Origin of the sequence: Pseudomonas sp. MWU13-2517 (assembly GCF_023242545.1) — a bacterium.
Classification (GTDB): domain Bacteria; phylum Pseudomonadota; class Gammaproteobacteria; order Pseudomonadales; family Pseudomonadaceae; genus Aquipseudomonas.
The window spans coordinates 300314-322619 of record NZ_JALMFA010000002.1; the positions used below are offsets into that span (position 1 = coordinate 300314).

The window sequence follows — 22306 nt, forward strand, 5'->3', positions numbered from 1 at the left end:
GCTTCAAGCTATAAGCTTCAAGCTGTGGGTTTTAAGCTGTAAGCTTATGGCTGAAAGCTTGAGGCTTGTGGTCCGCTTTTAACCTACCCGTCGTTCTGCGAAGGATTTTCCGGATGTTGTCGCGCCTTTCCGTCGTCACCTGCTGCCTGTCTCTCGCTGCTCTATGTGCGGCGGGGCCGTCGGCAGCCTTGCAGTTGCCCTTGCCACCGCCCGGTGAGGACATCGTTGGTCAGGTCCAGGTCATCAAGGCCAAATACGAAGATACCTTTGCCGACCTGGGTACTACCTATGACCTGGGCTATTCGGAAATGGTCGCGGCCAACCCGGGCGTGGATGCCTGGTTACCTGGCGCGGGCACCGAGATTGTGCTGCCTACGCGGTTCATCCTGCCGCCCGGCCCTCGTGAAGGCATCGTGATCAATCTGGCGGAGTACCGGCTCTACTACTTCCCCAAAGGGCAGAACGTTGTCTACACCTTTCCACTGGGGATTGGCCGTGAAGGCTGGGGCTCGCCGATCGCCCATACCAGCATCATCGCCAAGACGCCGAACCCGACCTGGACACCTCCCGCCTCAATCAAGGCTGAACACGCCGCCAATGGTGATCCACTGCCCAACGTGGTGCCCGCCGGGCCGGATAACCCGCTGGGTCCGTTCAAGTTTACCCTGGGCACGCCGGGCTATCTGATTCACGGCTCGAACATGAAATTTGGTATCGGCACGCGTACAAGCCATGGCTGCTTCCGCATGTTCAACAACAACGTATTGGAAATGGCCAGCATGGTGCCGGTAGGTACCTCGGTGCGCATCATCAACGATGCCTACAAGTTCGGCAGCAGCGGCGGCAAGGTCTACCTCGAAGCGCATACACCGCTGAACGACGATGGCACGCCTTCGGTGGTCGACAAACATACTGCGGTCATCAACGCCTTGCTCAAGCGCGAAGACTTGGCCAACAACCTGCGGGTCAACTGGGATCAAGTGCGGGATGTGGTCGCTGCTGAAGATGGCCTGCCAACTGAAATCGGCGTACCTGGCACCGCGCCGGTTGCCTCCAGCGCACCGGTTGATTTACAGCAGTAAGCCTCTCGGCAGCCCGCCACGGCCCTTGCGTCGTGGCGGGCTTTTTATTGTCTGGGATTGCGGACCGAATTCCAGGCAATAAAAAAGCCGACCCAAGAATGGGTCGGCTTGATAACAACCCCGAAGGATTATTACTTGCGGCTTGCTTTTTCAAGCATGCGCAGAGCGCGCTCGTTAGCTTCGTCAGCAGTCTGTTGTGCTTTTTGAGCAGCAGCCAGAGCTTCATCAGCTTTACGGTAGGCTTCGTCTGCACGAGCCTGGGAGCGAGCTGCTGCGTCTTCAGTAGCAGTCAGACGAGCTTCGGTTTCTTTGGAGACGCTGCTGCAACCGGTAGCCAGAACTGCGGCCAGAGCCAGAGCAGAGAATTTCAGAACGTTGTTCATCGTGTTCCCCTTCAAGGACTTTCTATTAAATGGCTACGTTCTCAGAGTGAGCTGATAGCCGGCGTACATACTACCCATTACTTGTAGTAAGTAAACTGACGTAGCGCAAGAAGCAAAAAAAAATCTTGAGCTGCATCTATTTTGGCTAACCTTTTTGAAATCTGCATAAAAACTATCCAGTTCTCTTCATCGTGATTGAGATTGGATCCAGGCTGAAAGCTACGGCCCGCATGTGCTAAGCCGGTTGAACAGATGAAAATATATATATCCACGGTGACACTTTTGTACAGGTTGCCTTTAACCTGCCGGATATCTTTTGCGCATCTAGAGGTGACTTTAAGAGCGCCTGTTCGTCTCAAGCTTCAACTGCCGGCAATGTTCAGGCTTTCGATCATTGGTTGATCGAGGCCCTTTCTATATCCACCGCCGCGGGGATGACGTGTGCGCCTTGAGCAATTGCAGGATTGGTGCCTACTATCTCCCTACGTGCTGGTTGTGAGCGCTATGGGTTTTCTCGCTGTCGAAACCGGCACGGGGTGGCGTAGATGTTCCTTCGCCGGAAAAACATCGGTAAGGTAGGGTCGCAATTCCAGACCCGCGAGGAGTAGTGATGAGCGAGGCGTTGTCCATCCACCATGACCAGGCTGGTCATCAGTTCGAGACCAATGTGGACGGTCATCGTGCCTATCTGACCTATATGGACCTCGGGAAGCAGACCCTGGATATCTATCGCACCTTCGTGCCCAACGCGCTGCGGGGGCGGGGCATCGCTGCTGCGTTGACCGAAGAGGCGTTGAAGTTCGCCGAAGAGGCCGGCTACACGGTGATCCCTTCGTGCTCTTACGTAGAGCGCTACATGGAGCGCCACCAGCGCCATGCCGCAAAGCTGTGAACTATAAAACCGCACCATGAAAAACGCCGGGCTTAGCCCGGCGTTTTTGTGTGCGTCATGCTCAGGTGCGCTTGCGGTTGGGCAATACGTCCTTGAGCTTGGCGCGCATGCTGCGCAAGGTGGTTTCGGTGGCGGACCAGTCGATGCAGGCATCGGTGATCGACACGCCGTACTGCAGGTCGGCGAGGTCTTTTGGAATCGCCTGGCAACCCCAGTTCAGGTGGCTTTCGACCATCAGGCCGATGATCGACTGGTTGCCTTCAAGAATCTGGTTGGCAACGTTTTCCATCACCAGCGGCTGCAGGGCCGGGTCCTTGTTGGAGTTGGCGTGGCTGCAGTCGACCATGATGTTCGGCTTGATCCCGGCCTTGTTCAGCGCCTGTTCGCACAGGGCGACGCTGACCGAGTCATAGTTGGGTTTGCCGTTGCCGCCGCGCAGTACCACGTGACCGTAGGCGTTGCCCTTGGTGGTGACGATGGACACGCCACCTTCCTGGTTGATGCCCAGGAAACGGTGGGGGCTGGAGACCGACTGCAGCGCGTTGATCGCGACCGTCAGGCCGCCGTCGGTGCCGTTCTTGAAGCCCACGGCCGAGGAAAGGCCGGACGCCATTTCGCGGTGGGTCTGGGACTCGGTGGTACGCGCGCCGATGGCCGACCAGCTGATCAGGTCCTGCAAGTATTGCGGCGAGATCGGGTCGAGGGCTTCGGTGGCAGTGGGCAGGCCCATTTCAGCCAGGTCCAGCAGCAACTGGCGACCGATGTGCAAGCCGTCCTGGATCTTGAACGAGTCATCCAGGTAAGGGTCGTTGATCAAGCCTTTCCAGCCGACGGTGGTGCGCGGCTTCTCGAAATAGACTCGCATCACCAGATACAAGGTGTCGGACACTTCCGCCGCGAGCACTTTGAGGCGCTCGGCGTATTCGTGGGCAGCCTTGAGATCGTGGATCGAGCACGGGCCGATCACCACGAAGAGGCGGTGGTCGGTACCGTCGAGAATGTCACGGATGACTTCGCGGCCCTTGGTGACGGTCTGCAGGGCAGCGTCGCTCAGGGGGATTTCGCGTTTGAGCTGATCAGGCGTGATCAGGGTCTCGTTGGATTCGACGTTAAGGTCGTTGATCGGTAAATCAGCCATCGTGTTACTCGTCAGGGTCACGGTGCCGGCCGCCAGCCATCCCCGTGCGGCGGAGCACAGCATGATTTGAATGCAGGGGGAAGGAACCTTAGCGCGTATCACCGGCCCGCGACAATGGGCAAATCCCGCTTTAATCCAGCACCGGCTGCACAAAAGCCTCATGGGAGAATTCGACGGCATGGCGTGAAACCCAGTCGAGGGCCATGGCTTCGTGTTGCGCAGATGTCGGCTCGGCGTCTTCGTGCAAGCGGCAATAGCGCTCGATCTGGCACACTTGTTCGCCCATCCGTGCACTGAACAAGGCGTGCTCATCGGTAAACGAGATACCGATACGGTAACTATTTTCGACTTTACGGCACCACGCCACGTAGCCTGGATAGCGGGCGTTCGCACCCAGGGACGGAATCCGCAAATCAACCGCTGTGCCCTGGCGCCAGGCGCGCGGACAATTGCAGGCAACACCGCCCAGGCCGATAGTGTGCAGGCGCGAACGGGACATGGCAGGAGAGGGACGTTGGATCAACTCGACAGCGACATCATCAGGGTGAGGTAAAAAACGACCCATGTACACGGACTCCGAGCGCCGTCCCGTTGACGGCAGTGGCAGCAGTATAGTGAAGGAACTGGAATTGACCGACCTGGATATTGACCAGCAATTGCTGGGCTTGCCGGGAATTTCACTGGTGGTGTTTACCAGCGTCGGGTGTTCCAGTTGTCGCTGGGCACGTCAGCAATTGCCGGGTTGGCACTTACCGGTGGACCGCGTGTGTTGGGTGGACGCCGCGCACAACGGCGGCGCCGTCGAGCGCTATCAGATCTTTCATTTGCCCGCGTTATTCGTGGTGTGCGAGGGTCAATTCCTGGGGCAGATACAGACGCGTATTACGCGTAATGACGTTTGCGATGCAGTACAACAAGCGCTTACCCGCACTCCAGAGGATTTGCCATGACAGCAGTTGCACACCGTTCACCCCGTATCGGCATCATCGGCACCGGCGCTATCGGTGGGTTCTACGGCCTGATGCTGGCGCGTGCCGGCTTCGATGTGCATTTCTTGCTGCGCAGTGAATACGCCGCCGTCAGCGAGCATGGCCTGCACCTCAACAGCAAGGTGCATGGCAAATTGCACCTGCATCCCGTCCAGGCCTATGCCCGTGCTGCAGATATGCCTGCGTGCGATTGGTTGCTGGTGGGCACCAAGTCCACGGGCAATGTGGACTTGGCGCCGACGCTCGCCCAGGTTGCGGCGCCGGATGCCAGGATTGTGCTGCTGCAAAATGGTCTCGATGTCGAAGACAGTTTGCGCGAGCACCTGCCGCCGTCGCTGCACCTGCTTGGCGGCCTGTGCTATATCGGTGTGCATCGCTCCGGCCCTGGCGTCGTCGAGCATCAGGCGTTGGGGCGAGTCAACCTGGGTTATCACAGTGGCAGCGCAGCCGACGATGAAGCTGGCCAAAGAGCCATCGTCGAAGAGGGCGCCGGGCTGTTCCATCAGGCCGGTATCGAGTCCCAGGCCATGGCCGACGTGCACCAGGCGCGCTGGCATAAACTGGTGTGGAATATTCCCTATAACGGTCTTTCCGTGTTGTTGGGCACCGGCACCACGGCGATGATGGCCGATCCATCCAGCCGCGAATTGATCCAGGCCTTGATGGCCGAAGTGGTGCAGGGCGCCCGTGCTTGCGGTCATGACATTGCGGCCAGTTACGCCGACCAGATGTTTGCGATGACCGAAACCATGGATGACTACCTGCCCAGCATGTACCACGACCACCTGCACAAGCGCCCGCTGGAACTGGCGGCGATTTACGCCCGGCCGCTGGCGGCGGCACAGGCGGCAGGCTGCGAATTGCCACGCATCCAGGCGCTGTACCAGGCCTTGAGTTTCATAGATCGGCACAACCGCTGATTCGGGAGAAAACACCATGGCAAAAGGATTGGGCGACAAGTTGGTGCTGGCGATTTCTTCGCGGGCACTGTTCGACCTGAGCGATAGCCACAAGGTCTACTTGGCCGAGGGCGTGGAGGCTTATCGCAAGTACCAGATCGAACATGAGGAAGAAACCCTTGAGCCCGGCGACGCCTTCCCGCTGGTCAAAAAGCTGCTGAGCCTCAACGCCAGTTTGGGCCGCGCGCGGGTTGAGGTGGTGCTGGTGTCTCGCAACAGCGCTGATACCGGCCTGCGGGTATTCAATTCCATCCAGCATTACGGCTTGGATATTTCCCGCGCCGCTTTCGTAGGAGGGCGTAGTCCCTATCCTTATCTGGCTGCTTTTGGTTGCCATCTGTTTCTTTCGACCCATGCAGAGGATGTGCGCAGCGCCCTCGAAGCCGGGTTTGCGGCGGCAACGATTCTGTCGGGCGGCGCGCGTCGAGCATCGAGCGAGGAATTGCGGATCGCATTCGACGGTGACGCGGTGCTGTTCTCCGACGAGTCCGAACGCGTTTACCAGGCTGGCGGCCTGGCAGCCTTCCAGGCCAGCGAGCGGGAGTCGGCGCGCGAGCCTTTGCATGGTGGTCCGTTCAAGGGTTTCCTGGCGGCTCTCAACTTATTGCAGCGAGAGTTTGCCGATGAGGCCTGCCCGATTCGCACCGCATTGGTCACCGCGCGCTCGGCACCGTCCCATGAGCGGGTGATCCGAACGTTGCGTGAGTGGGACATCCGCCTCGACGAATCGCTGTTCCTTGGCGGCCTGGAAAAGGCCGCGTTTCTGGAGGCGTTCGCCGCCGATGTGTTTTTCGATGACCAGGCCGGCCACTGCGAGAAGGCCAGGGAGGTGGTAGCCACCGGGCATGTGCCCCATGGCATCAGCAATGAGTTGAAAATCCAGACCGAGAGCTGAGCCTAACTGCCCCGTGCGCTGCTAAGCTCATTCAATCTCCGCCATCCTGGTCGTCCAAGAGGTTCTATGATTCGTTCGATGCTGTACGCCACGGACCTCGGTTTGTATGCGCCTTATGTAATGCAGCATGCGCTGGCACTGGCCCGAACGTTCAATGCGGATCTGCATGTGATTCACGTGGTCGAGCCCATCGGACTGTTCGCCGAATCAGTGTTGCAGAGCTACCTTGATGAGCAGGCCCTGAGTGAGTGGCAGAGCCAGGGAGTGAACACCGTAATGGCGACCATCGAGCAACGGGTGCTGGACAGTTTTCGTGAGGAGTTGGGGGAAGGGGAGCAAGACCTGGAGTTGATTCATTCGGTTCGAGTGATTCAGGGCGACCCCTGCGAAGTGATCCTCGACCAGTTGCGTAAACTTTCCGTTGACCTGTTGATCGTAGGTAGCCACAGCCATGCAACCGCGGCGGCCACACCCCTTGGGCGAACCGCTGCACGGGTGCTGCAATTGTCGACAGTGCCGGTTTACCTCGTGCCGTCGCTGCAGCGTCGACGCAGCGATGATATTGATCGGTAAAAGATGATAAAAAGTTCTAGATTTATCGATCCGGCCTTTAATATAGTTATATACCGTCGCTGATACCCGTGGCGTCTATCTGCTTTGAGGGACACATATGAAGCTTCAACAACTGCGCTACATCTGGGAAGTGGCGCACCACGACCTCAACGTTTCCGCTACTGCTCAAAGCCTTTACACCTCGCAACCCGGTATCAGCAAGCAGATCCGCCTGCTCGAAGACGAGCTGGGTGTCGAAGTGTTCGCGCGCAGCGGCAAGCACCTGACCCGCGTCACACCAGCCGGCGAGCGCATCATCACCACCGCCGGCGAGATCCTGCGCAAAGTCGAAAGCATCAAGCAGATCGCCCAGGAATTCTCCAACGAGAAGAAGGGCACGCTGTCGATCGCGACCACCCACACCCAGGCGCGCTACGCATTGCCACCGGTGATCCGCGATTTCATCAAGCAATACCCCGACGTCGCCCTGCACATGCACCAGGGTTCGCCCATGCAGATCGCCGAAATGGCCGCTGACGGCACCGTCGATTTTGCCATCGCCACCGAAGCCCTGGAGCTGTTCGGTGATCTGGTGATGATGCCGTGCTACCGCTGGAACCGTTGCGTGGTCGTGCCCCAGGGCCACCCGCTGGCCAAGCTGCCGAAGCTGACCCTGGAAGCCCTGGCTGAATACCCGATCGTCACTTACGTGTTTGGCTTTACCGGCCGTTCCAAGCTCGACGAAGCCTTCAGTCATCGTGGCCTTACGCCGAAAGTGGTGTTCACCGCGGCCGACGCCGATGTCATCAAGACCTATGTCCGCCTGGGCCTGGGCGTGGGCATCGTCGCCAAGATGGCGGTCGATACCAACCTCGACAAGGACCTGGTAGTGCTCGACGCCAGCGAGTTGTTCGAATCCAGCGTGACCAAGATCGGCTTCCGTCGTGGCACGTTCCTGCGTGGCTTCATGTGCGACTTCATCGAGAAGTTTGCGCCGCACTTGACTCGCGAAGTGATGGCCAAGGCGATCCAGTGCCATAACAAGCAGGAACTGGAAGAGCTGTTCGAGGGCGTGGAATTACCGGTTCATTGATACCGCTATTTGGCCTCGGTAACCGTAAAGTGTTGCCGAGCGCCCGCCACCAGAATCTCCACCTCATCCCCTTCGAACTTGCCCAGCAGGCTTTTGCCCAAGGGTGAGCGCGGGGTGATGACGGTCACCGGTTGCCCCACTACATCCACCTTCAGACCTGCTCCGTCCGGCGCCAGGAACAGCCATTGCTGGCGATCATTCTCGTCTTCCAGGCCCAGTAACGCGCCAATCTCGATGCCACGCTGTTCGTCATAGGCCCGCAGTGGCATGTTCTGGCACAGCGTCAGCGCCTGCTTGATTTCCTCGACGCGCCTGGCTTGGCCAGCCGCCAGGTAGGAGGCCTCCAGCCCGAGTGTGTCGTATTTGTTTTCGGCGATGTTTTCTTCGTGGGTCGCGGTTTCGTAGGCGGTTTGCGCAGCGCGCTGGGCAATGTCGAGATCGACGCTGAGTTTTTCCAGGATCAACGAGTGGACGGCATGTTTATTCATGGTGGATGGGGTCATTCGCAAAACTGCAGGACATTCGCCCGGCTCTTTTCATTGGGGGCGTTCTGGTCTTGCTGCAACCAGAACTGGCATTTGGGGTTGTTCAGGTTGCGCGCATTGTTGCGGGCCTGGTCCAGCGATTGTTGCTGTTCCTGTTTGCGCAGGTTATCGGTGTACTGCTCGAACATGCGGTTCGGCGGCTCGGGCGTGACGACGGCGGGCTTGCCCAATTGTTGAACGGCCTGGGCGACCGGCGCCAGGCTTTGCGGGAACAGATAGTGCGACGCCAGCCAGCTCGTCAGCACGATGGCGACAAACCCCAGCCATACGCCAAACGCGATGGCGACACTGAGTTTGAACAGCGGCAGCGAACGATCAGACATGATGGCCTCCTGGCGAGCATTGATGACGTAGTGACGATTGTCGCACAGCCACTGTGCAGAATAATCACGATCAAGCCTTCTGCATGGGCGCATTTATGCGGACAATCGAGCCTTTGATCGTTGGAGCCCGGAATGAAAGCCCGCTGGGATATTTTTTGCAGCGTCGTCGACAATTACGGCGACATCGGCGTGACCTGGCGCCTGGCCCGGCAATTGGTGGTGGAGCACGGGTGCGAAGTGTGTTTGTGGGTGGACGACCTGCGTGCCTTCGAGCGCATGTGCCCTGAGATTGATGTGCGGTTGCCGCAGCAATGGCAGGAAGGGGTCGATGTGCGCCACTGGCCGGCTGACTGGCCCGGTGCGCCGTCTGCCGATGTGGTGATCGCGGCCTTTGCCTGCCAATTGCCGCCGGCTTACATGGAAGCCATGGCCCGGCGCGAACGCGCGCCGCTGTGGATGAACCTGGATTACCTCAGCGCCGAAGAATGGGTGGTGGGCTGCCATCGCCTGCCGTCGGTGAAGTTCAAGGGCGTACAGAAGTATTTCTTCTTCCCCGGTTTTCGCCCGGGCACCGGTGGTCTTTTGCGCGAGGCAGGGTTGCTGGAACAGCGCCAGGCTTTTCAACACGATGCGGCAGAGCAACGACAATTCCTGCAGACCCTGGGAGTTTTTCCGGCAACTGATGCCCGATTGATGTCGCTGTTCGCCTATGAAAATGCCGGGTTGGCCAGTTGGTTGGACGTGTTGGCGACGGACGGGCGTGCCACTCATCTGTTGGTGCCGGAGGGCCGCATCCTGGGCGATGTGCAACGCTGGCTGGGGGTGGAGCGGTTGGCGGCAGGGGATGTTCATCAGCGTGCAGCCCTGACCGTGCAGGTGCTGCCGTTCGTGCGCCAGGAACAATATGATCGCCTGCTGTGGTGCTGCGACTTCAACGCGGTGCGCGGCGAAGACTCGTTCGTACGGGCCCAGTGGGCGGGGCGGCCAATGCTATGGCACATCTACCGTCAGGACGAAGACATCCACCTGGACAAGCTCGACGCCTTCCTGCAGCTGTACACCGCCGCGTTGTCACCGGCGGCCAGAACCGCCGTGGTAACACTTTGGCAAGCCTGGAACGCTGATGGCGATATGGCGCAGTCCTGGAAAATGCTGCTGGAGCACTGGCCGGAGGTGAGCCGGCACGCGCAGACGTGGTGTCTGGAACAAGGCTTGCAAGCCGATCTTGCGACGGCGCTGGTACAGTTTTATGAAAGTTGGATATGATACGCCACCTTGAATTTTGTAAATCCCATCCAAATTTCGGATATATGCAATGAAAACTGGTAAAGAACTGAAACCCGGTACCGTGATCCGTATCGACAACGACCCTTGGTTGGTTCAGAAAGCTGAGTTCACCAAGTCTGGTCGTAACAGCGCAATCATGAAGACCAAGCTGAAGAACCTGCTGACCGGTTACAAGACTGAAACCGTCTACAGCGCCGACGACAAACTGGACGACGTGATTCTCGACCGCAAAGAAGCTTCCCTGTCCTTCATCAGCGGCGACACCTACACGTTCATGGACACCACCGACTACACTATGTACGAGCTGAACGCTGAAGATATCGAAGCCGTTCTGCCGTTCATCGAAGAAGGCATGGAAGACGTCTGCGAAGCGATCTTCTTTGAAGAGCGTCTGGTTTCCGTAGAGCTGCCGACCACTATCGTGCGTAAGGTTGCCTACACCGAAGGTTCCGCTCGCGGTGACACTTCCGGCAAGGTAATGAAGCCTGCCAAGCTGTCCAACGGTACCGAACTGCAAGTAGCCGATTTCATCGAAATCGACGACCTGATCGAGATCGACACCCGTGAAGGTGGTTCGTACAAAGGCCGCGCCAAGAAGTAATTCTGGCTACGTCGATACGAAAAAACCCGACTTCGAGTCGGGTTTTTTGTGGGCGTCAGGTTTTACTTCAGGTGTTGCTTCAGCTCATCCGAGGCCTGGAGCAAGGCTGAACGTACTGCCGGCACCTGGCTGACCACATTGAGCAAACCGTAGTCGTGGATCATGCCGTTGTAGCGCACGGCGGTCACCGGTACACCGGCGGCATCCAGCTTGCGGGCATAGGCTTCGCCTTCATCGCGCAGCACATCGGCGCCGGCTGTCTGAACCAGCGCAGGCGGCAGGCCCTTGAGCTGGTCAGTCGTTGCCCGCAGCGGCGAGGCGTAGATCTCGGCGCGTTGGTTGGCGTCGGTGGTGTAGTTGTCCCAGAACCACTTCATCATGTTCCTGGTGAGGAAGTGCCCTTCGGCGTACTGGTTGTAGGACCCAGTGTCGAAGTTGGCGTCGGTCACTGGCCACAGCAGCAGTTGGAACTTGATCGCCGGCGTGCCCTTGTCCTTGGCCATCAGGCTGACCACCGCTGCCATGTTGCCGCCGACACTGTTGCCCGCGACTGCCAGGCGCTTGCCATCGACGTTGATCTCTTCACCGTGTTCGGCCACCCACCGTGTAGCGCCGTAGGCCTGGTTGATCGCCACCGGGTAGTGCGCTTCCGGCGAAGGTGTGTAGTTGACGAATACTGCTGCCGCCCCCGACCCGGCGACCAGATCCCGCACCAGGCGTTCGTGGGTCGGATAGTCTCCGAGCACCCAGCCGCCGCCGTGAAAGAACATGAACACGGGCAATACGCCCTTGGCCCCGGCCGGTCGCACGATGGTCAGGGACAGCGGCTTGCCGTCGACCTGGATGGTCTTCTGGCTCACATCCGCCTTGGGCAAGGTCAGCTTCACGCCGGCCTGGGCGCCAGTCAGTACGGCACGGGCGTCCTTGGGCGTCAGTTGCTCCATCGGTTTGCCGGTGCCTGCGTTCAACACATCCAGGAAGGCCTGGGTGTTGTGCTCGACATCACCGGTTGCAGCGAAGGCGTTGGTGATGGACAGGGCGAGCAGGGTGCCGGTGAGCGCTTTACCTATTGTGTTCATGTCTCTCTCCAAAGGCAGCCGAGGTCATTTAGACGGTTACGTGCAGGCGTACATCGACGTTGCCACGGGTGGCGTTGGAGTACGGGCAGACTTGGTGCGCGGCGTCGACCAGGCTTTGCGCGTCGTCCTGGGCCAGGCCCGGCAGGCTGATGTGCAGGTCGATGTCCAGGCCGAATCCACCGGGGATTTGACCGATGCCGACATGCGCAGTGATCGAAGCGTCATCCGGAATCTTGCGCTTGGTCTGGCTGGCGACGAACTTCAGCGCGCCGATGAAGCAGGCCGAGTAGCCGGCGGCGAACAATTGCTCAGGGTTAGTGGCTTGGCCGCCGGCGCCGCCCAGTTCCTTGGGGGTGGAAAGTTTGACGTCGAGGATGTTGTCGCTGGAGACAGCACGGCCATCACGGCCGCCGGTGGCGGTAGCTACTGCGGTATAGAGCGTTTGCATGATGTTTCCTCTCTGTTGTTAGCGCCAATTATTTGCGCGCTAAGTAGTTGGTGAGGTGAATGTATAGCGCTAATGTTTTGCGCGCAATATAAATTTATAAATTATTTTCCGAATGGCTGAAAATCAATGTGGAATGGGGCGTGCTTCCACATTTCAAGGCGTCGTTGGTTTCAGATGGCGTTTTGCAGGTTACCGCGCAAGGCGATCAAATCAGCCTGCAGCTTGCGCAGTTGGTCCAGTTCCAAACCGCTTGCGCCGAGAATGCATTGGGGAATCCCCATGGCTTTCTCCTGCAGGGCACGGCCGGCATCGGTCAGCTCTACGACGACTACCCGTTCATCTTCGCGACTGCGGGTACGGCTTAGCACGCCTTCGGCTTCCAGGCGCTTGAGCAGCGGGGTGAGCGAGCCCGGATCGGTCAGCAGGCGGTTGCTGATTTCACCGACGGTCAAACCGTCCTCTTCCCACAGCACCATCATGGCCAGGTATTGCGGATAGGTCAGGCCGAGGGCTTGCAGCAGCGGCTTATAGACCTTGGTCATCAGTAATGAGGTGGAGTGCAGGGCGAAGCACAGCTGGTTGTCCAGCATCAGGGATTGGCAAGGATCAGGGTTTTTGCTCATGGCAGTCTCTTAAAAAAGCGTGTCTGGGATGGAATCTAGCGGGCAAATGTTTAATGCGCCAGGCAATTCTAACCAAGCGGTCAACCCAAGCCGCTTTGCAGTGCCAGATCCCAAGGTGGCACCGGGCTGAAGCGGGCCTTGAGGTATTCGAGCAATAAACGGCTGCGGGCACTGGCCTGTTGTTCCAGGCGCAGCGCATAGATTCCGGCGGTTTCCGGGCTGGGCAGGCCGTTTTCGCAAAACAGGGGCAACAATTCGCCACGTACCAGGTATTCACTGGCCAGCCAGGTGGGCAAGTGGGCAATACCCAGCCCGGCCAGTGCGCCGGACAGCAGGGCTTCGGCATTGTTGGCACTCATGCGGATGCGCTGCGGGCGATAGATGGCGCGACGGCCGTCCAATTCGAAGCGCCAGGCGAACATCGGCGCCAGGCCGTCCCAGTCCAGACCGTCGTGCTCGCTCAGTTCCCGGGGGTGGGTTGGCGTGCCGCGGGCTTTCAGATAGGCCGGGCTGGCGCAGGCAATGCGCACAATGCTGGCCAGGGGGGTGGCGATCAGGCGGGTGTCGACGATATGCCCCGCCCGCAGCACCAGGTCGACCTTGCCCAAGTGCGCACCCTGCATATCGACAAAACTGTCGATCAGATGCAGGTGTACGTCCAGCCCCGGGTACACATTCAAAAAGTCCGCAATCACCGGAGCCAAGTGCCGTCGTCCAAAGGCGGCTGGCGCGTCCACGCGAATCAGGCCTTCCGGCGCATGGCTCAAGGACACGGCCTCGGCCCGGGCCAGTTGCAACTCACCGACGATCCGTCGCGCCCGTTCGGCAAAGGCCAGGCCGGCGGGTGTCGGTACCACCGCGTGAGTGCTGCGCTGGAACAAACGGCTGCCCACGGAGCGCTCCAGGCTGTCGATACGCCGGGCGACCGCTGAGGGCGTCAGTGGATGACGGCGTGCGGCGGCGGAAAAACTGCCCGTCTCCAATACATCGAGGAACAGGCTCAGTTGATCGGTGAGCGTATTGGGATTCATCACTTGGTGCTTATGCGAGATTGGCAAAGCCATTGTGCGTTGCTGTGCGTTTCCGCGCCAGAGCCGACTGCGTAGCATGCACAGTCTGGGAGCTTGGAGGGGATGGCGGTGCTGGATTTGGCAATGTATTTGGTCTTGGGCGCGGCCCTCGGTACGGTGGGCGGCCTCTTCGGCATTGGTGGCGGGCTGATTGCAATTCCGGTGCTTGGCGTGTTGTTCGGCCTGGATCAGCAGATCGCCCAGGGCACGGCGTTGGTGATGGTGGTGCCGAATGTGATGCTGGCTCTGTGGCGCTATCACCAGCGCAATCGCATCGAGTTACGCCACGCGTTGCCCTTGGGAATCATGGGATTCAGCTTCGCCTGGCTCGGTTCAATCTGGGCGGTCGGTCTCGACGCCGGCGCCATGCGTATAGGTTTTATCGCTTTCTTGCTGACACTCTCGGCGTATAACCTGCTGCGCATGTTCACCCGCAATGCGCCGCCGACGGCACAGATGCGTTATTCCTGGCCGTGGCTGGGCGTGCTCGGTGCCGTCTCCGGCTCCATGGGCGGGTTGTTTGGTGTCGGTGGCGCGGTGGTTGCCACGCCGGTGCTGACCAGCCTGTTCGGTACCACTCAGGTGGTCGCGCAGGGTTTATCCCTGGCCTTGGCGTTGCCCAGCACCAGCGTGACCCTGGTGACTTACGCCTGGCACCACGAAGTGGATTGGATGATCGGCGTACCATTGGCAATCGGCGGCCTGCTCAGTATCAGTTGGGGGGTGAAGGTCGCTCATGCGCTGCCGGAGCGGGTGCTGCGCGGCTTGTTCTGTGCCTTCCTCGCGGTGTGTGCGGTGATGCTGACCTTTAAAGTCTGAAGCCTTCGAGGATGTAGTCGGCCAGGCATTCAGTGATGGGCGAGGTCATCTGCGGGTTGCGCAGTAAGTGCAGGTTCATCGAGGGCAATGGCGGGAAGCCTTCATCCTTGCCCAGTACCCGCAGGTCTTCGGTCACCAGGCTTTCCATGCTGACCATGACCGCCAGGCCGGCGTTGACCACCGCCTGGATCGCCGACACATTGGAGCTGTGGTAGGCCAGGCGATAATCCCTTCCGGCTGCATCCAGTGCCGAGCGGGCCCACTGCGTGTAGAGGCAGTCGGTGCCGGACATCGCCAGCGGCAGGGCATCGTGCTCGTCCATGCAGAAGCACGGTGATGCCGCCCATACCATGCGCTCAGTACGCAACAGTTCGCCGATTTCGTTGCCCGGTTCGCGGCTGACCACGGTCAACGCCAGGTCCCGTCGCTGCATCAGCACCATCGACGACTCGCAGTGCATCTCGATCTGAATCAGCGGATACGCCTTGGAAAATTGCTTGAGAATTCCCGGCAGGAAGCGCATCACGTAATCGTCCGGTGTACCGATGCGCACCAGCCCTACCATATGCGGTTCACGCAGGGTGTTGAACACTTCGCTGTGCAGTTTCAGGATGCGTCGGGCGTAGCCCAGCAGTACCTGGCCTTCAGGTGTCAGCCGCACCTGGCGGCCGTCACGCTCGAACAACTTGCGCTGCAGCACGTCGTCTTCCAGGCGCTTCATCTGCATGCTCACCGCCGATTGCGTACGGTTGATCAATTCTGCGGCACGCGTGAATCCGCCTTGGTCGGCAATGGCGACGAAGGTGCGCAGCACTTCCGTGTCGATACTCGGGTAGCTGGACAATTGATCAATCTCCGAGATGTATTGCATAAGAAACATTCGTTGGATTGATCATAGTGCCAAGTCCACACTTTCGTCATCCCCACAGGAGGGCGCAAAGATGAAAGGCCAAACCGGTTTTGTGTTGATGACGAAACGTCCGTTTTCCGGGCTGTTTCATACCGTGGCGCGGTGGCAGGTGCTGTATCGCGAGCGTCAGTTGCTGGCGAGCCTGAGTGATGACGCGCTCAAGGACATTGGGCTCAATCGTGCCGACGTGGAGCAAGAGCGTCACTTGCCCTTTTGGGAGGATCCGCTGCGAAAATGAGCCAGGATGCAGTAGGGTGGTGGGCGAGTTCCTATGGAGATTCCCATGCCCGTCGACCTGTCGTTCTCACTCAAGCAAGCTCGACGCATGGCGCTGGCGGCCCAGGGTTTTTCCGGGCGCCAGGCGCCTGCTCTGATCAAGGCAACGCACCTCAATCGATTGATCCAGCGCCTGGGTGTGTTGCAGATCGATTCGGTCAATGCGGTGGTGCGCTCCCATTATCTGCCGCTGTTTTCCCGCCTGGGCAATTACCCGCCGTTGATGCTTGAGCAGGCCGCCTGGAGCCAGGGGCGTCGCCGTTCCCTGTTCGAGTACTGGGGGCATGAAGCGTCGTTGCTGCCTATGGCGCTGTACCCGTTGATGCGCTGGCGCATGGAGCGGGCAAAGCAGGGGCAGGGCATCTATTCGCAGATGGCGCGTTTCGGGCGAGAGCAGCAGGCGACTATCCGGCGTGTCCTGCAGGCCGTTGAGCAGCAAGGCGCGCTGGGTGCGGGCAGTTTGTCGACGCGCCAGGAGCGTGCCGGCCCCTGGTGGGACTGGAGTGATGAAAAGCACGCGCTGGAATGGCTGTTCGCCGCCGGCCTGGTCACCGTGGCGGGGCGGCGTGGTTTTGAACGGCTCTATGATTTGCCGGAGCGGGTTATTCCAGGCGAGATCCTTCAAACGTCAGTGGACGAGGCGCAGGCGCAGCGCGGCTTGCTGCTGCACAGCGCGACGGCGTTGGGCGTTGCTACCGAAAAGGACCTGCGCGATTACTTTCGCCTTGATCCCGCCGACAGCCGCCGTCGCTTGCTGGAACTGGTAGAAGACGGCCAATTGCTGGCCTGCCGAGTACAGGGCTGGAAGCATCCGGCGTATTGCCTGCCCGAGCCCAAAGTGCCGCGCAAGGTGCCGACCAGTGCGTTGCTGTCGCCCTTCGATTCGCTGATCTGGGAACGCAGCCGTACCGAGCGATTGTTTGATTTCCGTTATCGACTGGAGATCTACACCCCGCAAGACAAGCGCGTGTACGGCTACTATGTGCTGCCGTTTCTGCACAATGAGCGGATAGCGGCGCGTTTGGATCTGCGCGCCGAACGCGCGGACAGTCGGTTGGCGGTGCATGCAGTGCACGAGGAGGAACCGGGATTGGACGAGGAGGGTATGTTGGCGCTGGCTCTGAACTTACGCCAGATGGCCGACTGGCTCGGGCTGGAGCAGGTCCAGCTCAATTGCCGGCGGCCAAGTGCCGCCCGGTTGAGGGCGGCCATGTTGCCTAGCGTTTGACCTGCTTGAGGGTTTCTGCGATCAGGAATGCCAGTTCCAGCGACTGATCGGCGTTCATCCGTGGGTCGCAATGGGTGTGATAACGATCCGACAAGCCATCTTCGGTAATCGGTCGTGCGCCGCCGATGCATTCGGTGACGTTTTGCCCGGTCATTTCGATATGAATCCCGCCGGCATAGCTGCCCTCGGCCTGGTGAACCTGGAAAAACTCCTTCACTTCACTGAGGATCTGCGCAAAGTCACGGGTCTTGTAACCGCTGCTGGCCTTGATGGTGTTGCCGTGCATCGGGTCGCAACTCCACAGTACCTGCTTGCCTTCGCGCTGCACCGCGCCAATCAGATTGGGCAGATGGTCACCGACCTTGTTGGCGCCCATGCGCGCGATCAGGTTGAGGCGGCCGGGGTCGTTGTCCGGGTTGAGGATGTCGATCAGGCGGATCAGGTCGTCCGGGTTCATGCTCGGGCCGACTTTTACGCCAATCGGGTTGTTCACCCCGCGCAAGAATTCGACATGGGCGCCGTCCAACTGGCGGGTACGGTCGCCGATCCACAGCATGTGGGCCGAACAGTCGTAATAGTCGTTGGTCAGGCTGTCGCGGCGCACGAAGGCTTCTTCGTAGTTGAGCAGCAGTGCTTCGTGGGCCGTGAAGAAGCTGGTCTCGCGCAACTGCGGTGAACTGTCCATGCCGCAGGCGCGCATGAAGGCCAGCGTCTCGTCGATGCGGTCGGCCAGTTGGCTGTATTTTTCGGCCAGGGCGGAGTTGGCGATGAAGTCCAGGTTCCACTTGTGCACCTGGTGCAGGTCGGCAAAACCGCCCTGGGCGAAGGCGCGCAGCAGGTTCAAGGTGGCGGTGGACTGGTGGTAGGCCTGCAACAGACGGTCGGGGTCCGGCACGCGGCTTTTCTCGTCGAAACCGATCCCGTTGACGATATCGCCGCGGTAAGCGGGCAGGGTGATTGCGTCGATGGTTTCATCGTTGGCCGAGCGCGGCTTGGCGAACTGCCCGGCCATGCGCCCGACTTTCACCACCGGACAGCCGGCGGCGAAGGTCATCACGATTGCCATCTGCAGCAGCACCTTGAAGGTGTCGCGGATTTTTGCCGCGGAAAACTCGGCAAAGCTCTCGGCGCAGTCGCCGCCTTGCAACAGGAAGGCGCGGCCCTGGGTTACTTCGGCGAACTGACGGCGCAATTCGCGGGCTTCCCCGGCAAACACCAGCGGCGGGTAGCTCGCCAGGTTTTGCTCCACTTGCAGCAAGTGAGCTGCATCCGGGTACTGGGGTTGTTGCTGGATCGGCAATGTGCGCCAGCTGTCGGGGCTCCAGGGTTGGCTCATCATGAACTCGTTGGGTGGGTGGTCGGTAGGGCGGATGTTATCAGCAATTAGTGCGTGACCTGCTGCTGCCGCTTGGCCGACAATCGCGCCTTTGCGAGCTGCAAACCCTTTAGGAGTAGTGATGACCGAGGAGCGTGTCGAGCGCCTGTTGGCCGAAGTCCATGATGATTTCGGCATGATCCGCGTGCTCGAAGTGGCCGATTACCGGTTTCTCGAGTTTGGTGATGCCATCGAGCAAAGCTGTGTATTCACCGCCGACCCGAGCTGGCTGGAGTACGACTACACCCGCGCCATGCTTATCGGTGCGCTGTGCCATGAGCAGCCGGAGAGTGCGCTGTTTCTCGGCCTGGGAGCCGGTACGCTGACCCAGGCGTGCCTCAAGTTCCTGCCGCTGGAAGATGTTGAAGCCATTGAACTGCGCCCTGACGTGCCGCGCCTGGCGATTGAATACCTGGGGTTGGACGATGACCCGCGGTTGTACATCCGCATTGGCGACGCCTTGCAATTGCTCGGCAGTGCCGAGTCGGCCGACCTGATTTTCGTCGACCTGTACACCGATGTCGGCCCGGGCGTCGGGCACCTGGCCTGGACGTTCCTGGAAGACTGCCAGAAGAAACTGAACCCTGGCGGTTGGCTGGTGATCAACCAATGGGCCACGGACGATGGCAAGCCACTGGGCGCGGCGTTGCTGCGTGGGTTGTACCACCGCCATTACTGGGAGTTGCCGGTAAAGGAGGGCAATGTGATTTTACTGGTGCCTTCGGAGCTGGATCAGGAACTGCACCTAGATGCGCTCACGGCGCGCGCCGAAGCGTTGGCGCCGCGCCTGGGTTATTCGCTGCAGTCGCTGATCAAAATGATTCGACCGGCGACCTGACTAGATACCCTTGAACACGCCGGGGCGTTTTTCGACCATGGCACGCACACCTTCCTTGGCGTCTTCGCTGTTGAGCAGCTTCTCGACCATTGGCGGTAACGCAGCGGCCGCAACGGTTTCGCCTTCGTTGCGCGCCATGCGTGCCGACATCAACGTGGCCTGTACACCGAGCGGCGCCTGGCGAGCGATACGGTTGGCGAGTTCGATGGCGCGCGGCAGCAGGTCTTCGCTGGCCATCACTTCCTGAACCAGCCCCAGGCGCAGGGCCTCATGGGCATCGAATTCGTCGCCGGTGAGCAGCCAGCGCATGGCATTGCCCCATCCGGCGATTTGATGAAAACGCAGTGTCGCGCCGCCAAACGGAAAGATCCCGCGTTGTACCTCCATCTGCGCAAAGCGCGTGTTACTGGCGCACAGATTGATATCCGCAGCGAGCATCAACTCGATACCGATGGTCAGGCAGTAGCCCTGGGCGGCGACGATCACGGGTTTATTCACACGAGGGCCTGCGAACACGCCCCAGGGATCGCACCCTCCCAGCGGCGGTTGCCAGCCGCCCGCCATCACACCGCTGACATTGGCCAGGTCCAGCCCGGCGGTGAAGTGGTCGCCATGGGCGAATACCACCGCCACCCGTGCCTCGTCATTTCGATCAAATTCGCCATAGGCCAGGCTCAGCTCATTGAGCAGATCCAGGTCAAAGGCATTGCGCTTGGCCACCCGGTCCAGTCCCAATAGCAGGACATGACCCTGGAGTGCACGGCTGACGCGGCTGCTGCTGGCTTGATTCATCGGTGTGCCCTCGGGCGTAGGGAAGAGTTTCAGACCAAAGGGTCTCAATAGGCGGGTGAACCGTTTAAGTGTTTGGACCAACAGGGCCGGGCCTTTGAAAAATAGACCCTGCCGCTCTTATCTGCAAAGGCTGTGATACAGCGCGGTTTATCAGTGCTTTGCGATAAAAAAAGCTCCCTTTTTCAGGTATTTCCGGTATAGTGCGCGCCGGCCTTTAACCGGGCCGCGTTTAGGTAGCGCAATTCCCCGAAGTCAGCTTCGGCTGCACGTCCGCACAGCGGACTCTTCCTTGACGAATTTTTTTCATTCATTCGTTTTCGCAAATCCCCGCCGACAAAGCAGCCAGGGCGACTCTTGAGTCTCAACACGGCATGCGCAGCTTTGGAGCATGGGTCTTTGCGGATGCACTTAGAGGCAGACCCATGACCCAGGAAACCGGCGGCTTCGCCGCTTTTAATCTTAACCCGAATATTCTTGCAGCCGTCGCAGCGACCGGCTACGAAGAGCCTTCGGCGATTCAGCAGCAATCGATCCCGATCATCATGGCCGGCAAAGACATGATTGGCCAGGCGCAAACCGGTACCGGTAAAACCGCTGCCTTCGCCCTGCCTATCCTGCATTGCATCGATCCTGCCAAGCGCGAACCGCAAGCCCTGATCCTGGCGCCAACTCGTGAGTTGGCGCTGCAAGTAGCAACCGCCTTTGAAACCTACGCCAAGCAAATGCCGGGTGTAACCGTTGTGGCCGTTTACGGCGGCGCGCCTATGGGCCCACAACTCAAGGCAATCCGTAATGGCGCACAGATCGTTGTCGCCACTCCGGGCCGTCTGTGCGACCACCTGCGTCGTGACGAAAAAGTATTGTCGACCGTGAACCACCTGGTTCTCGACGAAGCTGACGAAATGCTGAAGCTGGGCTTCATGGATGACCTGGAAGTCATCTTCAAGGCACTGCCTGCAACCCGTCAGACCGTGTTGTTCTCGGCTACCCTGCCACAGTCGATCCGTGCCATTGCCGAACGCCACCTGCGCGATCCGGAGCACGTCAAGATCCAGACCAAGACTCAGACCGTTACCGCGATCGAACAGGCCCACCTGTTGGTTCACGCTGACCAGAAGACCTCGGCTGTATTGAGCCTGCTGGAAGTCGAAGACTTCGATGCCCTGATCATGTTCGTGCGCACCAAGCAAGCGACCCTGGACCTGGCCAGCGCCTTGGAAGCCAAAGGCTATAAAGCGGCGGCGTTGAACGGTGACATCGCCCAGAACCAACGTGAGCGCGTCATCGACTCCCTCAAGGATGGCCGTCTGGACATCGTTGTTGCAACCGACGTGGCTGCCCGTGGTCTCGACGTTCCACGTATCACCCACGTGTTCAACGTTGACATGCCGTACGATCCGGAATCCTACGTTCACCGTATCGGCCGTACCGGCCGTGCGGGTCGTGAAGGCCGTGCACTGTTGCTGGTGACTCCACGTGAGCGCCGCATGCTGCAAGTCATCGAGCGTGTAACCGGCCAGAAAGTTGCCGAAGTCCGCCTGCCGGATGCCCAGGCTGTTCTGGATGCCCGCATCAAGAAGCTGACCAACAGCCTGTCGCCGCTGGTGGCTGATGCTGAATCGACTCACGGCGACCTGCTGGACCGCCTGACCGCCGATATCGGTTGCACCCCGCGTGCACTGGCTGCAGCCTTGCTGCGTAAAGCAACCAACGGTCAGGCCCTGACCCTGGCAGCCATCGAGAAAGAGCGCCCGCTGGTGCCGAACAACGCGCCACGCGGTGATCGTCCAGAGCGTTCCGGCGACCGTCCAGACCGTGGTGATCGTGAGCGTCGTGCTCCGGTTCCATTGGCTGAAGGTCGTGCTCGTTGCCGTACCGCGCTGGGCGCGCGTGATGGTATCGCTGCCAAGAACCTGTTGGGCGCTATCCTCAACGAGGGTGGCCTGGCACGTGAAGCGATCGGTCGTATCCAGGTACGTGACAGCTTCTCCCTCGTGGAGCTGCCGGAAGACGGTCTGGAAAAACTGCTGGCCAAGCTGAAAGACACTCGCGTTGCCGGTAAGCAGTTGAAGCTGCGTCGCTACCGCGAAGATTGATCCGCCCTTGGGC

Annotated in this window: 26 protein-coding genes; 14 read left to right on the top strand and 12 right to left on the bottom strand. The window is 59.8% G+C overall.

Features of this window, described 5'->3' with window-relative positions; translation table 11 throughout:
- Positions 1 to 113 precede the first annotated feature (113 nt).
- Positions 114 to 1082: a L,D-transpeptidase family protein gene (locus M5B97_RS03965; protein WP_248730811.1), complete on the top strand. Its 969-nt coding sequence runs from the start codon at positions 114 to 116 to the stop codon at positions 1080 to 1082.
- A gap of 131 nt (positions 1083 to 1213) precedes the next feature.
- On the opposite strand, the gene oprI is transcribed toward M5B97_RS03965, so the two are convergent.
- Positions 1214 to 1465, bottom strand: coding sequence for an outer membrane lipoprotei OprI (gene oprI, locus M5B97_RS03970; RefSeq protein WP_003172710.1), 252 nt, complete (start codon positions 1463 to 1465; stop codon positions 1214 to 1216).
- 610 nt (positions 1466 to 2075) lie between these two features.
- Between oprI and M5B97_RS03975 the strand changes: the two genes are divergently transcribed.
- The gene (locus tag M5B97_RS03975; RefSeq protein ID WP_003189869.1) at positions 2076 to 2357 is read left to right on the top strand and encodes a GNAT family N-acetyltransferase; all 282 of its coding nucleotides are present in this window, start codon (positions 2076 to 2078) and stop codon (positions 2355 to 2357) included.
- A 61-nt stretch (positions 2358 to 2418) separates the two neighbouring features.
- Here the strand turns inward: M5B97_RS03975 and M5B97_RS03980 are convergent, their stop codons facing one another.
- On the bottom strand, positions 2419 to 3495 hold the full coding sequence (locus M5B97_RS03980; protein ID WP_123715226.1) for a 3-deoxy-7-phosphoheptulonate synthase: 1077 nt from the start codon (positions 3493 to 3495) through the stop codon (positions 2419 to 2421).
- A 130-nt stretch (positions 3496 to 3625) separates the two neighbouring features.
- Positions 3626 to 4060, bottom strand: a complete 435-nt coding sequence (locus tag M5B97_RS03985; RefSeq protein ID WP_248730812.1) for a PilZ domain-containing protein — start codon at positions 4058 to 4060, stop codon at positions 3626 to 3628.
- Here M5B97_RS03985 and M5B97_RS03990 point away from each other — a divergent pair.
- From M5B97_RS03990 to cysB, 5 genes are all read left to right on the top strand, one after another.
- The gene (locus tag M5B97_RS03990) at positions 4059 to 4445 is read left to right on the top strand and encodes a thioredoxin (protein WP_123715197.1); all 387 of its coding nucleotides are present in this window, start codon (positions 4059 to 4061) and stop codon (positions 4443 to 4445) included. The genes M5B97_RS03985 and M5B97_RS03990 overlap by 2 nt on opposite strands.
- Positions 4442 to 5404, top strand: a complete 963-nt coding sequence (locus tag M5B97_RS03995; RefSeq protein WP_248730813.1) for a putative 2-dehydropantoate 2-reductase — start codon at positions 4442 to 4444, stop codon at positions 5402 to 5404. The genes M5B97_RS03990 and M5B97_RS03995 overlap by 4 nt, the downstream gene beginning before the upstream one ends.
- 16 nt (positions 5405 to 5420) lie before the next feature.
- Positions 5421 to 6338, top strand: coding sequence for a 5'-nucleotidase (locus tag M5B97_RS04000; RefSeq protein WP_123715199.1), 918 nt, complete (start codon positions 5421 to 5423; stop codon positions 6336 to 6338).
- A 66-nt stretch (positions 6339 to 6404) separates the two neighbouring features.
- Positions 6405 to 6911, top strand: a complete 507-nt coding sequence (locus M5B97_RS04005) for a universal stress protein (RefSeq protein ID WP_123715200.1) — start codon at positions 6405 to 6407, stop codon at positions 6909 to 6911.
- Positions 6912 to 7008: 97 nt separating this feature from the next.
- A complete protein-coding gene (gene cysB / locus M5B97_RS04010) occupies positions 7009 to 7983 on the top strand; it encodes an HTH-type transcriptional regulator CysB (protein ID WP_017734418.1) in 975 nt (324 codons plus the stop codon).
- A gap of 5 nt (positions 7984 to 7988) precedes the next feature.
- On the opposite strand, the gene M5B97_RS04015 is transcribed toward cysB, so the two are convergent.
- Together M5B97_RS04015 and M5B97_RS04020 are read right to left on the bottom strand one after the other, a co-directional pair.
- Positions 7989 to 8471, bottom strand: coding sequence for a GreA/GreB family elongation factor (locus M5B97_RS04015; RefSeq protein ID WP_134659821.1), 483 nt, complete (start codon positions 8469 to 8471; stop codon positions 7989 to 7991).
- An 11-nt stretch (positions 8472 to 8482) separates the two neighbouring features.
- Positions 8483 to 8851: a hypothetical protein gene (locus M5B97_RS04020; protein ID WP_123715962.1), complete on the bottom strand. Its 369-nt coding sequence runs from the start codon at positions 8849 to 8851 to the stop codon at positions 8483 to 8485.
- Between the two features lie 132 nt (positions 8852 to 8983).
- Here M5B97_RS04020 and earP point away from each other — a divergent pair, with 132 nt between their 5' ends.
- Both earP and M5B97_RS04030 read left to right on the top strand, forming a co-directional pair.
- Positions 8984 to 10117 carry an elongation factor P maturation arginine rhamnosyltransferase EarP gene (gene earP, locus M5B97_RS04025; RefSeq protein WP_248730814.1) on the top strand — a complete coding sequence of 378 codons (1134 nt, stop codon included), beginning with the start codon at positions 8984 to 8986 and terminating at the stop codon, positions 10115 to 10117.
- 49 nt (positions 10118 to 10166) lie between these two features.
- Positions 10167 to 10739: an elongation factor P gene (locus M5B97_RS04030; protein WP_123715964.1), complete on the top strand. Its 573-nt coding sequence runs from the start codon at positions 10167 to 10169 to the stop codon at positions 10737 to 10739.
- 62 nt (positions 10740 to 10801) lie between these two features.
- Here the strand turns inward: M5B97_RS04030 and M5B97_RS04035 are convergent, their stop codons facing one another.
- The 4 genes from M5B97_RS04035 to M5B97_RS04050 all read right to left on the bottom strand — a co-directional run bounded on the left by M5B97_RS04035 (position 10802) and on the right by M5B97_RS04050 (position 13920).
- Entirely contained in the window at positions 10802 to 11818 is a 1017-nt protein-coding gene (locus M5B97_RS04035; protein ID WP_248730815.1) for an alpha/beta hydrolase, read from the bottom strand.
- Between the two features lie 28 nt (positions 11819 to 11846).
- A complete protein-coding gene (locus M5B97_RS04040; RefSeq protein ID WP_010176159.1) occupies positions 11847 to 12266 on the bottom strand; it encodes an organic hydroperoxide resistance protein in 420 nt (139 codons plus the stop codon).
- Positions 12267 to 12436: 170 nt separating this feature from the next.
- Positions 12437 to 12889: a MarR family transcriptional regulator gene (locus tag M5B97_RS04045; protein ID WP_123715966.1), complete on the bottom strand. Its 453-nt coding sequence runs from the start codon at positions 12887 to 12889 to the stop codon at positions 12437 to 12439.
- 80 nt (positions 12890 to 12969) lie between these two features.
- Positions 12970 to 13920, bottom strand: coding sequence for a LysR family transcriptional regulator (locus M5B97_RS04050; protein ID WP_248730816.1), 951 nt, complete (start codon positions 13918 to 13920; stop codon positions 12970 to 12972).
- Positions 13921 to 14028: 108 nt separating this feature from the next.
- On the opposite strand from M5B97_RS04050, the gene M5B97_RS04055 reads away from it, so the two are divergent.
- On the top strand, positions 14029 to 14778 hold the full coding sequence (locus M5B97_RS04055; protein ID WP_123716020.1) for a sulfite exporter TauE/SafE family protein: 750 nt from the start codon (positions 14029 to 14031) through the stop codon (positions 14776 to 14778).
- Here the strand turns inward: M5B97_RS04055 and M5B97_RS04060 are convergent.
- A complete protein-coding gene (locus M5B97_RS04060) occupies positions 14768 to 15649 on the bottom strand; it encodes a LysR family transcriptional regulator (RefSeq protein ID WP_248730817.1) in 882 nt (293 codons plus the stop codon). The two genes, M5B97_RS04055 and M5B97_RS04060, sit on opposite strands and share 11 nt — an antisense overlap.
- A gap of 70 nt (positions 15650 to 15719) precedes the next feature.
- Here M5B97_RS04060 and M5B97_RS04065 point away from each other — a divergent pair, with 70 nt between their 5' ends.
- Positions 15720 to 15926, top strand: coding sequence for a DUF1127 domain-containing protein (locus M5B97_RS04065; protein ID WP_248730818.1), 207 nt, complete (start codon positions 15720 to 15722; stop codon positions 15924 to 15926).
- Positions 15927 to 15971: 45 nt separating this feature from the next.
- Positions 15972 to 17192, top strand: a complete 1221-nt coding sequence (locus tag M5B97_RS04070; RefSeq protein WP_248730819.1) for a winged helix-turn-helix domain-containing protein — start codon at positions 15972 to 15974, stop codon at positions 17190 to 17192.
- Here the strand turns inward: M5B97_RS04070 and M5B97_RS04075 are convergent.
- Entirely contained in the window at positions 17182 to 18528 is a 1347-nt protein-coding gene (locus M5B97_RS04075; RefSeq protein WP_123715969.1) for a class II 3-deoxy-7-phosphoheptulonate synthase, read from the bottom strand. The genes M5B97_RS04070 and M5B97_RS04075 overlap by 11 nt on opposite strands.
- Positions 18529 to 18649: 121 nt before the next feature.
- Between M5B97_RS04075 and M5B97_RS04080 the strand changes: the two genes are divergently transcribed.
- A complete protein-coding gene (locus tag M5B97_RS04080; RefSeq protein WP_248730820.1) occupies positions 18650 to 19405 on the top strand; it encodes a spermidine synthase in 756 nt (251 codons plus the stop codon).
- Here the strand turns inward: M5B97_RS04080 and M5B97_RS04085 are convergent, their stop codons facing one another.
- Positions 19406 to 20197 (bottom strand): crotonase/enoyl-CoA hydratase family protein, encoded by a 792-nt coding sequence (locus tag M5B97_RS04085; RefSeq protein WP_123715971.1) that lies wholly within the window; start codon positions 20195 to 20197, stop codon positions 19406 to 19408.
- 422 nt (positions 20198 to 20619) lie between these two features.
- Between M5B97_RS04085 and M5B97_RS04090 the strand changes: the two genes are divergently transcribed.
- Positions 20620 to 22293, top strand: coding sequence for a DEAD/DEAH box helicase (locus M5B97_RS04090; protein WP_123715972.1), 1674 nt, complete (start codon positions 20620 to 20622; stop codon positions 22291 to 22293).
- The last annotated feature ends 13 nt before the right edge of the window (positions 22294 to 22306 follow it).